At 52.1% G+C, this 15,841-nt stretch carries 18 protein-coding genes and 3 pseudogenes; 11 read left to right on the forward strand and 10 right to left on the reverse strand.

From position 1 onward, the window contains the following. Nucleotides 1–229 precede the first annotated feature (229 nt). Nucleotides 230–1,086, forward strand: a protein-coding gene (locus tag ACMTA2_RS00700; protein WP_413793297.1) for an IS5 family transposase whose coding sequence is annotated in 2 segments (ribosomal slippage) — nt 230–584 and nt 584–1,086 — 858 coding nt in all. Because the reading frame shifts where the segments join, the coding sequence is not laid out codon by codon here. Nucleotide 1,087: 1 nt separating this feature from the next. On the opposite strand, the pseudogene ybiA (ACMTA2_RS00705) reads toward ACMTA2_RS00700, so the two are convergent. Next, a pseudogene (gene ybiA, locus ACMTA2_RS00705) lies at nt 1,088–1,382 on the reverse strand (riboflavin biosynthesis intermediates N-glycosidase); the annotation flags it as partial. A gap of 12 nt (nt 1,383–1,394) precedes the next feature. Between ybiA (ACMTA2_RS00705) and ACMTA2_RS00710 the strand changes: the two are divergent. The 8 genes and pseudogenes from ACMTA2_RS00710 to ACMTA2_RS00745 form a co-directional block, all read left to right on the forward strand. Continuing rightward, a pseudogene (locus ACMTA2_RS00710) lies at nt 1,395–1,850 on the forward strand (SCO family protein); the annotation flags it as partial. 643 nt (nt 1,851–2,493) lie between these two features. Next, nucleotides 2,494–2,856 carry a DUF6124 family protein gene (locus ACMTA2_RS00715; RefSeq protein WP_413793298.1) on the forward strand — a complete coding sequence of 121 codons (363 nt, stop codon included), beginning with the start codon at nt 2,494–2,496 and terminating at the stop codon, nt 2,854–2,856. 448 nt (nt 2,857–3,304) lie between these two features. Further along, on the forward strand, nt 3,305–3,730 hold the full coding sequence (locus tag ACMTA2_RS00720) for a hypothetical protein (RefSeq protein ID WP_413793299.1): 426 nt from the start codon (nt 3,305–3,307) through the stop codon (nt 3,728–3,730). A 230-nt stretch (nt 3,731–3,960) separates the two neighbouring features. Beyond that, nucleotides 3,961–4,953, forward strand: a complete 993-nt coding sequence (locus ACMTA2_RS00725) for a hypothetical protein (RefSeq protein WP_413793300.1) — start codon at nt 3,961–3,963, stop codon at nt 4,951–4,953. A 2-nt stretch (nt 4,954–4,955) separates the two neighbouring features. Next, the gene (locus ACMTA2_RS00730; RefSeq protein ID WP_413793301.1) at nt 4,956–5,588 is read left to right on the forward strand and encodes a DUF2997 domain-containing protein; all 633 of its coding nucleotides are present in this window, start codon (nt 4,956–4,958) and stop codon (nt 5,586–5,588) included. Further along, nucleotides 5,589–6,110: a 4Fe-4S single cluster domain-containing protein gene (locus tag ACMTA2_RS00735; protein WP_413793302.1), complete on the forward strand. Its 522-nt coding sequence runs from the start codon at nt 5,589–5,591 to the stop codon at nt 6,108–6,110. 27 nt (nt 6,111–6,137) lie between these two features. Then, nucleotides 6,138–7,748 (forward strand): AAA family ATPase, encoded by a 1,611-nt coding sequence (locus ACMTA2_RS00740; protein WP_413793303.1) that lies wholly within the window; start codon nt 6,138–6,140, stop codon nt 7,746–7,748. Nucleotides 7,749–8,085: 337 nt separating this feature from the next. Further along, complete coding sequence (locus ACMTA2_RS00745; protein ID WP_413793304.1) at nt 8,086–8,397, forward strand: hypothetical protein; 312 nt, start codon at nt 8,086–8,088, stop codon at nt 8,395–8,397. Nucleotides 8,398–8,697: 300 nt separating this feature from the next. Here the strand turns inward: ACMTA2_RS00745 and ACMTA2_RS00750 are convergent, their stop codons facing one another. The 3 genes from ACMTA2_RS00750 to ACMTA2_RS00760 all read right to left on the reverse strand — a co-directional run bounded on the left by ACMTA2_RS00750 (nt 8,698) and on the right by ACMTA2_RS00760 (nt 10,116). Next, complete coding sequence (locus tag ACMTA2_RS00750; protein ID WP_413793305.1) at nt 8,698–9,150, reverse strand: hypothetical protein; 453 nt, start codon at nt 9,148–9,150, stop codon at nt 8,698–8,700. A gap of 16 nt (nt 9,151–9,166) precedes the next feature. Then, nucleotides 9,167–9,655 carry a lipid II-degrading bacteriocin gene (locus tag ACMTA2_RS00755; protein WP_413793306.1) on the reverse strand — a complete coding sequence of 163 codons (489 nt, stop codon included), beginning with the start codon at nt 9,653–9,655 and terminating at the stop codon, nt 9,167–9,169. A gap of 218 nt (nt 9,656–9,873) precedes the next feature. After that, nucleotides 9,874–10,116 (reverse strand): hypothetical protein, encoded by a 243-nt coding sequence (locus tag ACMTA2_RS00760; protein ID WP_413793307.1) that lies wholly within the window; start codon nt 10,114–10,116, stop codon nt 9,874–9,876. Nucleotides 10,117–10,355: 239 nt separating this feature from the next. Between ACMTA2_RS00760 and ribD the strand changes: the two genes are divergently transcribed. After that, nucleotides 10,356–11,201 carry a bifunctional diaminohydroxyphosphoribosylaminopyrimidine deaminase/5-amino-6-(5-phosphoribosylamino)uracil reductase RibD gene (gene ribD / locus ACMTA2_RS00765; protein ID WP_413793308.1) on the forward strand — a complete coding sequence of 282 codons (846 nt, stop codon included), beginning with the start codon at nt 10,356–10,358 and terminating at the stop codon, nt 11,199–11,201. Nucleotides 11,202–11,313: 112 nt separating this feature from the next. Then, the gene (locus ACMTA2_RS00770; RefSeq protein ID WP_413793309.1) at nt 11,314–11,886 is read left to right on the forward strand and encodes a P-loop NTPase family protein; all 573 of its coding nucleotides are present in this window, start codon (nt 11,314–11,316) and stop codon (nt 11,884–11,886) included. A gap of 105 nt (nt 11,887–11,991) precedes the next feature. Here the strand turns inward: ACMTA2_RS00770 and ybiA (ACMTA2_RS00775) are convergent, their stop codons facing one another. From ybiA (ACMTA2_RS00775) to ACMTA2_RS00800, 6 genes and pseudogenes are all read right to left on the reverse strand, one after another. Continuing rightward, a complete protein-coding gene (gene ybiA, locus ACMTA2_RS00775) occupies nt 11,992–12,555 on the reverse strand; it encodes a riboflavin biosynthesis intermediates N-glycosidase (RefSeq protein WP_413793310.1) in 564 nt (187 codons plus the stop codon). A gap of 70 nt (nt 12,556–12,625) precedes the next feature. Further along, nucleotides 12,626–13,495 carry an AraC family transcriptional regulator gene (locus ACMTA2_RS00780; RefSeq protein ID WP_413793311.1) on the reverse strand — a complete coding sequence of 290 codons (870 nt, stop codon included), beginning with the start codon at nt 13,493–13,495 and terminating at the stop codon, nt 12,626–12,628. 316 nt (nt 13,496–13,811) lie between these two features. Next, complete coding sequence (locus ACMTA2_RS00785; RefSeq protein WP_413793312.1) at nt 13,812–14,141, reverse strand: antibiotic biosynthesis monooxygenase family protein; 330 nt, start codon at nt 14,139–14,141, stop codon at nt 13,812–13,814. Nucleotides 14,142–14,173: 32 nt separating this feature from the next. Further along, the gene (locus ACMTA2_RS00790; RefSeq protein ID WP_413793313.1) at nt 14,174–15,091 is read right to left on the reverse strand and encodes a zinc-dependent alcohol dehydrogenase family protein; all 918 of its coding nucleotides are present in this window, start codon (nt 15,089–15,091) and stop codon (nt 14,174–14,176) included. Between the two features lie 121 nt (nt 15,092–15,212). After that, entirely contained in the window at nt 15,213–15,515 is a 303-nt protein-coding gene (locus ACMTA2_RS00795) for an ArsR/SmtB family transcription factor (RefSeq protein ID WP_003177098.1), read from the reverse strand. Between the two features lie 30 nt (nt 15,516–15,545). Beyond that, nucleotides 15,546–15,764: pseudogene (locus tag ACMTA2_RS00800) on the reverse strand (hypothetical protein); the annotation flags it as partial. Nucleotides 15,765–15,841 lie beyond the last annotated feature (77 nt).

The following is a 15,841-nucleotide window of genomic DNA, read 5'->3' on the forward strand; positions in this document are numbered from 1 at the left end:
AAGGGAGAGTAGAAGAAAAAGGGTCAGATTTATTTCTATGTGAACCGACCACCTGTCCCCGGGCGCATAGATAAATCTATCCCTTTTTCGATTTCCATGCGTAAGGTCAGAACATTACCTCTGGGCCGGCATGCTAGGCTCTGTACGAAATCCCGAGAAACCCAATTGGCGCTCCTTGCACGCTGAGATTTTGTAGAGTCACCCGCCATCAGCGGAAAGGAATTCTGTGATGGCAAAGCGTTATGAACTCTCGGATGAGGCCTGGGATGTGGTCTCCGATCTCTTCATCGAAACTCATGGCCGGGGGCGGCCTCGACTGAGCGACCGACTGATGCTTGACGGCGTGCTATGGGTGCTCTGTTCGGGTGCTGCATGGCGAGATATGCCTGAGCGCTTCGGCCCATGGTCAACGGTGTATCAACGGTTTCGGGGCTGGCGAAATCAGGGAACGTTCGAACAGATGCTCAAACGCTTGCACCTGAGATTGAATGAGCAGGGCTTGATCGATCTGCAAACCTGGATGATCGACTCAACAGCAGTACGCGCAACCCGGGCCTCATCTGGCGCCGGGAAAAAAGGGGGGCTGACGAGCCTGCCGATCACGCTCTAGGCCGTAGTCGCGGCGGCCTGACAACCAAAATCCACATGCTTTGCGACGCCAACGGAACACCGTTGCGCTTCCTCCTCTCTGGCGGTCAAGCCAGTGACATCAGCTACGCACAACCACTGTTGGACGAGGTCAGCATTCCATCGAGCCAACGTGGCCGTCCGCGCAAGCGCTGTAAATGGCTGCTCGCCGACAAGGGCTATGATGCCGAAGCGCTGCGCCGCTACTGCGACCAATATCGAATGCAGCCCGTCATCCCGCTGCGCTCAATGAAGCGCAAGCCCAAGCCTGGTTTACCCAGACTGTTTGATCGGCCCAAGTACCGACAGCGCAACATCATCGAGCGCATGTTTGGCTGGCTGAAAGAGAACCGTCGGATCGTGACACGCTTCGACAAGCTCGCAAAAAGTTATGCCGCCATGGTCTCACTCGCATGCTCCATGCGGTGTTTGCGACATCTCTTTTCGTACAGAACCTAGCCCCATCCCGCACCTGCATCAGCGCAAATCCCAGCAGATTCAAGCCTTTCCACAGATTCGGATTGTTCGCATCCGCGTTGTCCTGCGCGAGCCCTATCCCCCAGATGTTATCAACCGGACTGGCTTCGACAATAACGCGCGAACCGGTTTGTAGAAGGTATTCGTGCAACGGCGGATTCTGAGAGAACTTGGCTTGGTTCGCTCGGACGACGATGTCGTAGCGGTGTTGCAGTCAAATCTTGTCATTGAATCCGCGCACGTTGCGGGCCAAGTGCTTTCGTTGAATAAGGGGACGGATTTATTTCTGGGACGGCCAGCCTGTGGCGATGGACGGGTTGAAAGACAAATGGAGCCTGCTGTTCTTCGGTTACACCTTCTGCCCGGACATCTGCCCCACCACCCTTGCCCAACTGCGCCAGATCAAGAGCGAGTTACCGAAGGAGGCTGTGGATAAGTTGCAGATCATGTTGGTGAGCGTCGACCCGAACCGCGACACACCCAAGCAGCTCAAGCAGTACCTGGGCTACTTCGATCCGCAGTTCATTGGCCTGACGGCTTCGTCTGTTGAAGACCTGCAGAAACTGGCGAATGCGGTGAGCATCCCGTTCATCCCGGCGGACACCAGCAAACCCAACTACACGGTGGATCACAGCGGCAACCTCGCCGTCATCGGCCCGGACGGTAAGCAACGCGGGTTCATCCGCGCGCCGCTGAATAATCAGAAGCTGGTGGCGCAGTTGCCGGAGATGCTCAAGCGCAAATAGCGCCTCCAGAGGCACACCGCTCAGCTAAGCCATGCCGATTCCTTGTGATGAGTAAGTCCCTTGTGGCGAGGGGATTTATCCCCGCTGGGCTGCGCAGCAGCCCCCAAAAGGCTGAATGCGATCTACATGGCACAATGCGGTGGCCGGTTCAGGACGAGGGGCCTCCTGCCCCCACTCCCACGCCGGGTGAAAGTGAACACACTATCCGCAACAGCCCCCAATCCCTGTGGGAGCGAGCTTGCTCGCGATGAAATCGACTCGGTTCCAGACCAAAACAAGTCACCCGCATCGCCGACAAATCCTGCTCCTACAGACCCCACCTACACCCCACCCCCAACCCACGCATCCTTGCGCCTTTACCTACAACTACGCCAGAATCCGCCCGCTTGTGCGCCTTGTCTCGGGGTTCTATCGTTTCCTTGCCACTGCCCATCAGTGGTCGGGTTTAGTAGCCCGGTTAAGGATACGGTCGCATGAGTCTCATCAGTCAGGCATTGCCTGCACTCGATGGTGGCTGTGCGCATGGCGCCTTCGGGCGCGCCGGGTTTTCCGTTTTCCTACCGGTCTACTAACTTGCGCACAGCTGCCTCCCTTTCGTTTAGTAGCGAGACGGTAGCGGCCTACCAACAAAGGAAACGTGAGAATGTTCAAAGCAACTCCAAATCCCCCGGATTCGGCCCCTACCCCGCAATCCGCAAAATCCAAAGCCAAGCAGCAAGACGAAACCACCAAACGCGTGCTCGATCACTACTTGCTGCCGAAAGCTGAAAAATCTAAAGACGAGCCAAAACCGGGTCAGCTATTCACCGTCGTGAAAGGCCTCGATAACGAATGCCTGCTCGCTAACCTCAATGAGACGCTGGCTTCGGCTGATGCGATGGTGAGTGATCTGGCGTTTGATCTGGATGGATCGCGGCGTCATATGGCGCTTGGGATTCAGCAGTTGATTGAGCTGAGTTCGTTGTTGGCGAATCGGGTGTTGGATAACGTGGAACCGCGGCAATAGGATTTATTTCCCAATGAAAAACCCGACGTTTTGCGTCGGGTTTTGGTTTTTTTATCCGTAGAAGCGGGCGAACAATCTCTAAATTATTCTCAAATTTTTTCCTGCATTCCCACCACCTTCCCCCCTTAGCCTGTGCCCGCAAGCGTCGAGCCATCCTATCCATCAAATCACAACCTTCGCGCAGGGGGATGGCGAGCAGCTGTGAAAAGTCCTTGTGCACCACCCTGTCGCAATCGAGTTCGGCGCGAAAGGCGGTATTTCCGGTGCCTTTCCAACGGATCATCGTCAAGTAGTGGGCGGCAGCTGTAAGCAGGTTGGCGAGCTGCGCCCCTCATATTCGATCATGGAACTTATCCATAGAATGATGTCAATATGATAGCCTTTTTTGCCGCAAATGATCTTGGATCAATAAGCGCCAGGCGCGCCCTGGCAATCAATGGAGAGGAAGATGAAAGTCATCATTGCAGTGTTAATGATGTTAAGTGGATACGCTTATGCTGGTTGCGGCAACATCAGCGACCGCGATCAACGCAATTATTGCTATGCCAAGACGAACGGGGAAAGCTGTGGCTCTATCAACGACAGTGACCTGCGTAATACCTGCTATGCGGAAACCAAGGGCGAGAGCTGCGGTAGCATTCGCGACAGCGACCAGCGCAATTATTGCTATGCCAAGACGAAGGGGGAAAGCTGTGGCTCTATCAGGGACAGTGACCTGCGTAATACATGCTATGCGGAAACCAAGGGCGAGAGCTGCGGTAGCATCAGCGACAGCGACCAACGCCAATATTGCTATGCCAAGACGAAGGGGGAAAGTTGTGGCTCCATCAGCAATAGCGACTTGCGCAACGAGTGTGATGCCATGAAACGCTGATTGAAGAGCTCGCCGAGCGAACTGGAGTGAGCGGTAAAAGAGCGTCTTCGCATGATCTGTTTTGGATCGACTCGTCACTTTCAAAATCGGCAATGGTCGAAATTAGCTCGAAACGTATGGCTACTTCAGACCATTCCTAGTGCGTGATAAACCAAAGATCGTCATGTAGAGTAGTTCTACCGTCACCCCCTCCCTGCCGCGTTTCTGCACCAAATCTAGAAGGTTTGTAAATGATAAAGACTATCCCGATGTGGGCTATGATGATGGCCACCAAAGGTAAGAAAACCGGACTTGCAGTACTGGCATCTTTACCTATTTTCATCGTTACCGGTACGTGGATGTTTCTTGACGGATTGCAAAATGGGCAAAAGCGCCAAGCTGCAATAGGGCTAATTTGTCTGGTTTTTTTTGGTGCATGCACCCTACTACTTGCACCTTCAAAAAAATATGTTCCCGGCAAAACATTTCAAGGTTATAGAGATAAAAAACTCAGCACACAAACGGCCATAAATTACGGTTACGGGATCATTGTTTTCATTTTCGCAGTTTTTGTATTTCTTGCGCCGGAGCACGCGCTGAGTGCAATAAGTTATGGGTTATTAGGCCTCTTTAGCCTTTATATTCTGTCAAAAAGCTTAAAGTTTCATGCCGATATCGATTTTTCGACCAATGAATACTTGGCAACCGCTCTGGGATTTCCTGTAGGGGAGAAAGTTCTGGTTAGCTACCAGAATTTTGATGCGGACGGGGCTGAAATTGGTAGCAATGCCTTTGCCGCAACAGCGACAAGATTAACTGTAGCGTCATTTGATGGTGAGCGTTGGAGAAAACTGTCACGGGATCTGAGTCAGCTTTCGCGCATTGGCATCATTGGCGATGAAAATCAAAATTACTTCGTTAAATTGCAATTCAATGATGGAGCCGATGCTTTGTTGCGCATTGGACTATATGAAAAGCTCACATCAAATCCAACTCTGGTAATAAGAAAGCTGTTGGAAACGATTGATGCAGGCCTCCTTGGTGATAGTGGTGCATCACCGGCAGCCCAAAGACGTCGAGTGGTTGTCAACTCTGGAACACCAACCTCGGTTTCAAAAACCGTTGCGCCTGAGGCTACGCCTGTATCCAAGGCACCTATGCGCAATATTGAGGTTGCCCCTGACGTATTAATTGCTATCCAGAACGCCGAAGAAGATGTTCTCCGTCGCAAGTTGGAGCTTTAACAATGTCCCATTGTACAACGTTTGAATTTTCTTATGTTGATGAAGAAGCCATTGCCAAAGCATTTGGCAAGATGGGCCTTAGCCCAACGACCGGTCTGGTTTCGGTATTTGTCAGCGACTTCAGTAAAAAGGTGTTGAGCAAAATAGGTTACATGGGCAAGCAGCAATTTAGAGCTATTTGTGGCCAAACGGCAGACAAATTCAATCTATTTGTCTGCCAAATTGAGAAGGGCTCCTATAAACTCCTCATCGAACGTGGAACTCTTTCGGCCGGCGATGAAGCGATAATGGCTGATTTGGCTTTAAACTTTCAGAAAGCGTACATCAGCGTAGCCATCGATGAAACCATCCAGCGCATAGAAGCATCAGGTGTTCCAGCAAGAGTGAAAGAAACTCCTCAAGGGTTCGAGATTGAATTTGGATCTAACCACGAATACAGCATTTATGTCACCTTTACGGGCGATAAAATTACGGAGGAAGTGCGTGGGGTGAAAGGGGATATCTGCACAAAACTTACTGAAGAGCTTGAATCTCTACTTTCTAGCCCTACTGCGGAGCTTGTGACTGAGTGGAAACCGGAATATACCGTAGTCCATGAAGAGCAAACCCTTCAAATTCTCAGTGCGAACTTCTAAATGGAAATCAACGTACACCATATGGAGTTGAGCCGCGTTAACGGCCCCGGGTTACGCTTGACATTATGGGTGCAGGGTTGTGCGCTGAATTGTAAGGGCTGCTTCAATCAGAGCACCCACCCTCGCGAAGCGAGTACGCTGATGCCTATTTATGAATTGGCACAGAAGATAAATGCACTAGACATCGCTGGGGTTACCCTCTCTGGAGGGGAGCCGCTCGATCAGGCGCCGGCCTTGGAGCAATTAATACAGGCCGTGAATGGCGAGAAAAACTGGATACTTTATACAGGCTATACGCCAAAAGAAATATTCCAGAATGAGGCCATGATTCGAGTTGTTAAAGCCGTAGACTTGACGCTGGCGGGGCGGTATCGGCATAACGCGAAACATCCCTATCAGCACAAGCAGATTATCAAAACCAGTGACAGAGTCGATATTGACTTTTTTCGTACAAGAAGAGTCGTCGAGTTTGTTATTTCAAATTCTGGCGTTACCAAAACCGGTCTTCCGATGCATGTATAACTCAGTTCAAGCGCAGGGGTAATAGACATGACGCGTACCAAGCAGATAACAGATTACCTCAAAGCGCGTTATGCGATTTTGGTGATTGAAACTTTCGAGGAAGAGCGTGCGCTCAATGAAGTTTCTGAAATTGCCAAGGCGCTTAGTCATCGTTTGTTCGTTTGGAACTCGACGCTGGGAGTCCAGATAAATGGCGTCGTGGCTGGGGATAAAACCTTTGATCTGAAAATGGCCTTGGACTTTTGCGAAGAAAAAGCGAAGGAGGAGGATAGCAAAAATATTTTTGTTTTTTGTGATGCTCATAACTACCTTACCTCAAGCTCAAATCCTGTCTATCGTCGTCGGCTTCGAGATTTAGCCATTAATATCCGCTCACGTGGATATCGCAGCAACTGCATCATCGTGGCGCCCAGCTTTGAAATTGCCAATGAACTTCAAAAGGAAATCACGCTGATCGATTTTCCTTTGCCATCAAGAGATGAAGTTAAGGATCAGATAAATAATTTTGTTAACTCCTGGCAAGGCAGTAACAACGTTAAGATTGATCTTTCCAGCGAAACCAAAGATAAGCTTATTGATGCCGCCTTGGGCCTCACGGGATTAGAAATTGACAATAGCTTGTCTCGCTCACTGGTATCCAGTCTGAGTTTAAATGAAAGTACAGTAAAGGACCTGCTTTCCGAAAAAAAGCAAATTATACGGAAAACAGGCATCTTGGAATACATAGACTCAAAAGTAAGCCTTGAGGATGTAGGAGGCTTGGCAACGCTTAAGAAGTGGCTCCATTTGCGTAGCCAGTGTTTTGGGCAGATTGCCAAGGATTTCGGTGTCGGAACCCCGAAGGGTTTGCTCTTAACTGGAGTTCCTGGTTGCGGTAAGTCTCTAACGGCGAAATGCGTATCGTCGTCATGGAACATGCCCTTATTACGTTTGGACATGGGAAAAATATTCCAAGGGGTGGTTGGCTCTTCAGAATCCAATATCCGTTCAGCACTACGTACTGCCGAAGCTATTTCACCCTGCATCCTATGGATCGATGAAATTGAAAAAGGACTTTCCGGCTCTTCCGGAGGATCATCTGATGGTGGCACGGCTACACGCGTATTCGGCACACTGTTGACTTGGATGCAAGAAAAAACGGCACCTGTTTTTGTATTTGCTACCGCTAATAACATCAACAGCTTACCTCCGGAGTTGTTGAGAAAGGGGCGATTCGACGAAATATTTTTCGTTGACTTTCCGTCGACATTGGAAAGAAAGAAGATTCTTGAAATACATTTGAAAAAATTGAAACGAGACCCAAAAAAATTTGATTTGGATCGATTGTCTGCTCTAGGAGGCGAGTCGAATTTTGGTAAAGACATTGTGCTTTCTGGTGCTGAAATCGAAGCTTGGGTTGGGGACTCGCTGATTGAAGCGTTCTCACGACGGATGAATAACTCTGGTGATGTAAGCGACCTGACCATGGTTGATTTTGAAACTACTATTTCGCGTTTAGTACCCATGAGCAAAATGCGCAAAGACGAGTTTATAAAACTTCGTGATTGGGCGAATCAAAATGCAATTAGCGCTTCGGCTATGGTTGCCGGTCAGAATGATTCGGAAACTCAAATCGGCGGCAGGAAAATTGATTTTTAATCTGGAAAACCGTAAAACCGGGGACAGACCCTGAGGGATCCCTGATGCTGGACGCCTTCGCCAAGCATTTCGACGGCACCCGTCGGCCGAGGCTCGCAATTGCGCGTCGTGGACGTGGATCGCCGGTTCGAAACGCTCTGGCACGTCGGAGATCTACGCGGGCGGGTTGCCTTCCTTCGGGAAGGACTTCCAGCTCTGGCATTACCGCCTACCCGACCGTCGATTGCTCAGCCGCGAATCCATGCCCAGCAGGCGTGAGGAGCACAGTTGGCAGGTGTATAACGCGGTAGGCCGGATCACTGAGTTCTGGATCGAGCATGAAGCCGACAGAGATCCCATGCTGAGGGCGTACGAGGGCGGCACGAGCAAGCGCTATCCCCTGCCTGGCCTGACTCAAGAGTTTACCGACCTGTTGAACGTCTGCTCGTTCGAGCAGTGGTTGGTAGTCTGCTACGCAACTGGCGACGATGAGGCACGTTGGCACTTCATCCACCGCCAAAGTGAGCGGTTATGCGCCGTCCTGCACTGGCCGCTGCATCATGCGCAACTGTCTTGCGTGGGCAATGAATGGGTGCTTTTCGACCATCAAGGCCGGCTGTGGCATATCGACATAACCCGCTCCATGACCCGAACTCTGTCCGTGCAGTGACGCACCGCCGGGGTGTTTTTTTTGTGAGTGCCTTGCACTCACGCGGGAGCAAGCTCCCTCGCGATGGGGAGTCGGGGCGGCATCTTGTCGTAGACCTCGACGACCTTGCTGTTGCCTTCATGGTGGGCGCTTTTTCGCCTCGCCAAAATGCAAGTCGCACATACATCCGCGCTCGCTGTCCTTAAGGGTGATCTGCAACACGTTGATCGATGGACCGCAAACAACTAAACGTAAACGGCCTGCCTGATCTGCATATGTAGAAACCCCCTCTTCTCGTGTTTTTCGCTTTCAGAGTTCTCCCTAGTGACCAGAGCCCGTACTTTTAATGCCATAAAGCTGAAGCTGATAACACATATAAAAATAAGAAACTGTTAAAAACATCAAGAAAGTTGGCAAATGGTTGGGGTGCAACCAGTAAATTAGGTTATCAAGCAGTAGGACTGTCGTTACGACAGTGGCGAAAACACTTGCGAGTTTTGCAAGAAGGGGGCGAGGCATGTTGCTTGATTTTTTTAACCGATAAGGTCGCTGCAGCACTAGAACTAGCAACGATAGGAATAGCGTGCCAATAATTGCTGTGAATGGGATAGCGATAGTGTCATGTTCGACCGCATACAAGTCGCTCTCAAAGTTAGAGTATAAATTGTAGCCACCGACTATTGGAGTAGCTGAGAGACTTGCCAAATAAAAAAACAGAGAATGCCTTATCTTCATATTTTTTTGTCCTTGCGCCATGGCAACAGCATCGCCCATGCCATGGCACTACTATTCAGAAGTTAGGAGTCTGAAACCCCTTTCCTATCAAGTGAATTTTATGCTCGCCCGAAATATTTATTTCGTACCCTTTTCCTGGTAGGGCCCTGCCAGCCGTAGTTAGTTGCTCAAGCGCGAGTGGTCTATCGCTTTTATCGAAGTCATAAAAGTCATGGTAGGCTTTGACTGTTCCCAGAAACCGCCAAGATGTATCTTGGTTGCGAGTGAAATCACCCTCAACATGGAGCGTGATTCGCCCAAGGTAAGCGCCACTTATAAGACTGTCTTTGCCGGTATCGTAAGCCACCTTTGGGTCCACCAGATGATACGTACCCGGTGATTTAGTGCTCTTAATAGTCTGTTTCAACAATGAGAGCTTGTGTTCTCTTATTTGTAAACCAATAGTATTTATATCAACCTCAAGTTTCTCTCCCTTCCCCCATAAATAGTGTGCCAAGGCTTTAACCGGGCTGAATGTACCTCCAGATAGTTTAGGGGTTTCCAACTTGAATGTTGTACTGCGAGCGTATTTTGAGTGGGCGATGGCTATAATAGCTTCCCTCGACGTAAAGCCGCTTCTCTCAAGCGCATCAGCAAAACTAAAGCAAATAGCTTTATTCTTGAAGAATACGTCATTTATACGCCAGTAAGGATCTACCCAGCCACGTTCCCGCTCGACAATTTGCCATATGTCTTTTATTGCACCATAAGCGTTTTTATGATTTATCGCTTTATCGCTTTATCGAGAACTTTAAGGTTAAACGTAAAATCGTTAAGTCCAGTTTGAGTTTTTATAAGATCAGCTATATAAAAATCATCTTCTTCTGTTAGTACGTCTGGCTGAGGCGGTGGAAATATATAAGTGCCATCTATGATGATACCGTCCGTGGACCAATATCCACCTGCAGAGCCACGCCACGTACCATTTACCTGAGTCGGGGGCAAATCAATTCCGTTCTGCTTCATGAGTTCAAGTCCTTTTGATCGTAAAGTTAAATGTGCTGTGGCCAGAACTGCTTGTCTGGATTTTTAATTAAGCACAGCGATGTAAGAGGCTCAATACCTCAATGACAGCTTAGGAGATGTACTACAGGGCTTTCGGAATAGGGGGACGAATTTATTTCTGACATTAAATACGCTCCCTTTTTTCTGTAGAGCCCAGCGCTGTATCCTGACCGGGCTTTGTCGCTACCAAGGAACCAGGTATGTCGCTCCCCAGCAAGAACGATGCTTTCTCCGATACAGATCGCTTTTTCATGAGCCAAGCGCTGGATCAAGGCAGGCGCGCACTGCCTGATTGCCTGCCCAATCCACCGGTTGGGTGCGTCATCGTGCGTCGCGGCTCCATTATCGCCAGCGGCTACACGCAATCACCGGGACAACATCACGCGGAAGCGATGGCGCTTTCGCAGTTGGAACAAGGCCTCGACGACATGACGGCCTACGTCACCCTGGAACCTTGCTCATTCTCTGGCCGGACGCCTTCATGCGCCCTGGCGTTGGTCAGCGCGGGAGTTACACGCGTACTTGTCTCAATACTGGATCCAGACCCACGCAATGCCGGAGCAGGTATCGCCATTCTTCGACAAGCGGGGATAGAGGTCACCGTGGGCTTACTTGAAGACCAGGCTCGCCGGAATATGGGGCCTTACTTGCACCGCAGGCAGCCGGAAGACCAGCAAAAGACCATGAAAGCTTTATCGATTGTTCAGCCTAATGGAGGCAAGATCGCTTCCGGGGAGAAGACGCTGGAAGTCCGCCGCTGGCATCCCCATCTGAATCCATCCGAAGATCTTTTGGTTGTTGAAAATGGACGATTTCTTCACACCGATGGTGATGAAGACGAAGGTATTGCTGTTGCAATCGTGCGCGTAAAAGCAGTTCGCCCATTCCAAGTCGCAGATGTGCAAGCCGCCTGTGCAAGCCGCTTTTCGGAGGGCTGGCTCGCATGGGAGTTAAGCGATGTGCGGCCCATCGCACAGCCATTTTCGGTGCGAGCGGCACGAGGTATTTACGAGGTAGATTTGCCATTCGTTGATAGCCCTCAATAACGGGGCAAGGGACTGATTTACTTCTGTATTTGCTCTTTCTACTTGATGAAAGTGGCTGGTTGATGATCACGCTGCCCAGTATTATCAGGACGTTAAAAGAGCAGGAGCTCCTATGCAGCGTGTCATGATTGTCGGCCAACCAGGGTCAGGAAAAAGCACGCTGGCTCGGGAGATGGGCAAACACACCGGTCTTCCGGTTATCCATATCGACACGATCCATTGGCAACCGGGGTGGATCGAGCGAAACGCAGATGAGAAGACTCGCCTTTGTCGCGAGGTCGAGGCTCGCGATCAGTGGATTTTCGAGGGTGGTCATTCAGCCACCTGGGACAACCGGATTGCCAGAGCCGATCTCTTAATATGGATTGATCGATCACCGGTGCTTCGGTTTTGGCGTGTACTTCTCAGGACTTTGATCCAGCGAGGCCGCCCTCGCCCCGACCTTCCAGAGGATTGCCCAGAGCAGCTAGGGAAACTCCCGGAATTTTTCAACTTCATGTGGACTACCCGTAAATCGGCGCGTGCCAAGATGAAGCAGCTCGCGGCAACGGCCCCATCGACATGTCGTGTCGTCTGTCTGCGATCCAATCGCCAGACCAGGCAGTTTCTATCGCGTATTGGGGAAGAGCCTTACGTAACGTCGTCGCGAAAAGGCCAGGTTCCGACAAAACCGCTGCGTGATTAACAGAAGAAAAAGGGTCAGATTTATTTCTATGTGAACCGACGACCTGTCCCCGGGCGCATAGATAAATCCATCCCTTTTTCGATTTCCATGCGTAAGGTCAGAACATTACCTCTGGGCCGGCATGCTAGCCCCGTCCCGCACCTGCATCAGCGCAAATCCCAGCAGATTCAAGCCTTTCCACAGATTCGGATTGTTCGCATCCGCGTTGTCCTGCGCGAGCCCTATCCCCCAGATGTTATCAACCGGACTGGCTTCGACAATAACGCGCGAACCGGTTTGTAGAAGGTATTCGTGCAACGGCGGATTCTGAGAGAACTTGGCTTGGTTCGCTAGGACGACGATGTCGTAGCGGTGTTGCAGCCAAATCTTGTCATTGAATCCGCGCACGTTGCGGCCAAGTGCTTTGGCGGCATTAGGAGTAGGCGCGTGGAGCACCTGCGTACGGATTTCCTGATCGTCGAACAGGGCTGCTTTCTCAGCCATCATGAAGTGCTCGGCTGTCGGGTAATACTGACCGTCGACAGTGAAGTCGGCCTCGAACCATTGGCTGAAGCACGAAGCCGTGACGCCGGTTTTGCTGCGCTGGTGTCCCCAGAAAAAAGTGAACTCCAGATGTTCTCCAGAGTTGAAACGGGTGCACAGGTCCTTCAGATGTTCAGAGTCGTTCAATGACATATCCTCGCTAGCTGAGGATCGACGTTACAGCTACCTTACTGACCGAGGCAATAACGAAGCTCCGCTACTGCAGCGGAACATACACATCCGTCTGCCACTGATCCTGCGGTGTCTCTGGGTAGACGCTCAGGTAATGGAAGAACAGCGGATGGTCACGAAGCTCTTCTCCACTGGCAGGCAGCCAATCGCGATAAATCGGATAGATCGTTTCGCCGATATGATCCGGCGACCCCACGTGCCGCACCACGACGCAACGACCAGCAGGAATGACACGCTCGTGCACGCCAAACCCGTTCGGCGCCACCGCCTCGTGAATCTCGCCACAGATGGCGAAGCGAAAGTCTTCTGGAGCGGTGGTATCGGGGTTGTTATACGGGATCCCAAACGTACGACTCGACGCCACTGGTGACTGCCTGCTCTGCTTGCGCCACTCGATAAACCGGTTCGTCGTCTGATTGACGAGCCCAGCGGGCCCGCAGTGCTCAAGCGCGGCGACCTTGGTTTCAGGGAACTCCACGATTTGTAGTTGCATGATGATCGTCCTGGAAAAGTGAGGGATTGCGAACACCGCATTCCAGGTCTGCCAGTTCGGTGCCTTCCTGAACGTACTCGGCGCCATACCGAACGCCCGCCTGAACGCCCTGGAAAAGGCCTCCGGGCTTTCAAAACCGGCACAAAGCGCGGCGTCCAATACCGAATAATCCACGAGAGACGCCAAGCTGTGTGCCGCGCGTCGCAGTCGCATTAGCTGCACATAACGTGACACCGGCACGCCAACGAACGCGGTGAATTGTCGGTGGAAGTGAAAAGCCGAAAAGTTCGCCACACGGCTCAACGTTATCACCGACAGGTCACCTTCGAGATTGGCATCGATGTAGGCAAGGACGGCGTTGAAACGTTTGGTGTAGGCGAGGTGGGTCGGCGTTTCGGACACTGGGAGAGGCTCCTGGGGGCGGTCGGCGATAGAGTCGACTATAGCGGGGGAGCGTGCCTAGCCGGGTTTGCTCAAGGAGGATTTTGGATAAGGGGACGGGATAAGGGGACGAATCTATTTTCAGAAAATAAATCCGCCCCCTTTTCTACTACAAATCATTTCAGCTTGCTGGATCGAGCGAACGGGGGAATGCCGGTCAGTTAAGCCACAAACCTGTGGGAGCAAAACTTGCTGGCGTTTGGGGCAGGTCAGTCGACAACGGGCTTGGCTGGTCTACCACTATCGCGAGCAAGCTCCCTCGCCACGGGCTTTGCTTTCAAGGCCACAAGGCGCCAGCAGCACCCGCGCTGGTCTCAAAAACCGCCCCCTCAACATGCCAGACCCTCGGCTCCTCCGAAAAATATTCCTCCAACCCCATCATGAACAACCGATGGTCTTCGCTCGCTTCGAAGCCCGGTGTGTGGTCTTCCAGTGATTGCCATCGCACGATCAGGTTGAACTGCTCGGGGGTTTCGATCCCTTGCGCTAAAAGGTGGCCGCCGTAACCCTTGGCCCTGGTGAGCAATGGAGCGACCTCGGCAAATGCGCGGCGGAACGTTTCAATGCGTTCTTTGTGAACAGGAAGCACAGCGATTTCATAAACCATGATGCACCTCTAAATTGGCTAAAAGTCCGTACTTACGGAATGAGCGATGGCTCGACGGCAATGGCGATTTTGCCTCGAAGGCCGTTGTTGGGGCTTTCCAGCCGGGCATGGGCCAGGGGAATGTCGGCCAGCGAATAGACGGCGCCGACATGGGGGCGCAGCTGACCGCGGGCTATCAATGTGCTCAGCTCATCGAGCTTGCCGCGGTTTTGCCGGGTGAACACGAAGTGATAGCTCGCGTTCTTGCCCCAGGCCTGGACGAGGTTTTGTGGCTGGGCGATGTCCACGATCGAGACGACGCGGCCCAGTTGGGCGAGCACGTCAGGGCTGCGTGACAGTGTGTTGCCACCGATGGTATCGAACACGACATCCACGCCGCGGCCAGCGGTTTCCCGGAGGACGGCGTCGACATAATCTTCTTTCTCGTAGTCGATGATCACGTCGGCACCCAAGTTGCGGGCGAACTCAGCGTTCGCTTCGCGCACGGTGGTGAACACCCGGGCGCCCATGGCTTTCGCCACTTGGATCGCGACATGCCCGACGCCTCCAGCGCCGCCGTGGACAAGAATGCTCTCCCCGACCCTGAGCGCCGCGCGCACCACCAGTGCTTCCCACACCGTCCCGCCCACCAGGGTCAAGCTTGCGGCCTCAAGATGGCTCAGCTCGGGCGGTTTCTTCCCGACAATGCTTTCGGCCGCGACGTGGTACTCGGCATAGCTGCCTGCCCCTTCAAATATTTGCGGGGTGTACCAGACTTCGTCTCCAGGCGCGAAGGAGGTCACACCGGGCCCGACGGCTTCGACCACGCCGGAGACGTCGTGGCCGGTGATGGCCGGCAGTGGCACCAGGTCGGGATAGTCGCCGCGTCGAACCTGGTAATCCAGCGGGTTGATAGAAGTGGCGTGTACGCGGACCAGGACTTGCCCCGCTTGCGGCACGGGCTTGGGCACGTCGCGGAGTTCGAACGATTCAGGACCGCCGAATTATTTAAGCATCATCGCTTTCATAGTAAATCCTCGCATCGATAAAAAGGGATATCGAGATATCTCGATATCATGCGGTAAAAAAACGCTATAGGTCTTTCCCAATGATCTCGGCGAGAGCACTGATGGTTGCTTCATTGCGTTTGTAATAGGTCCACTGGCCGATGCGCCTGACTTCGACCAGACCCACCCGTTGCAACGTCGCCAGATAACCGGACACCGTTGACTGCGACAGGCCGATCCCTTCCTGGATACTGCTGACGCAGACGCCGACCGTATGAACGTCACCCTCATCCTGCGGGGGGAAGTTCTTTGCCGGATCCTTCAAACCTTTCAGGATTTGGAGACGTGTCGGGTTTGAGAGGGCTTTGAATATTTCGAGTAGGTCCATGTGGCGAGGATATCGAGATTTTTCGATATGTCAATACGTGAATTGGGATCGCTCATGAGCTGGGGTTTTGAGGCTGCTTCGCAGCCTAGCGGGGATAAATCCCCTCGCCACAGGGTTTGTGTGTGGGCGGCTTGGTTGATTGGTATTCGGGGAGCGGTGGGCTCGGGCGGCTTCAAGGCCTTGTTCCCAGCCTTGGCGGGCTGCCGGTAGGTCGCCCTGGCCTTGGTGGGCCTTACCCAATAATTTCCATCCGCCGAATACTTGCACTAAATAAGGGGACAAATTTATTTCCAGCCAATAATCCCCTTTTCATCATTGTCCCCTCT

This window comes from Pseudomonas medicaginis (assembly GCF_965119365.1).
In the GTDB taxonomy this organism is placed as follows: domain Bacteria; phylum Pseudomonadota; class Gammaproteobacteria; order Pseudomonadales; family Pseudomonadaceae; genus Aquipseudomonas.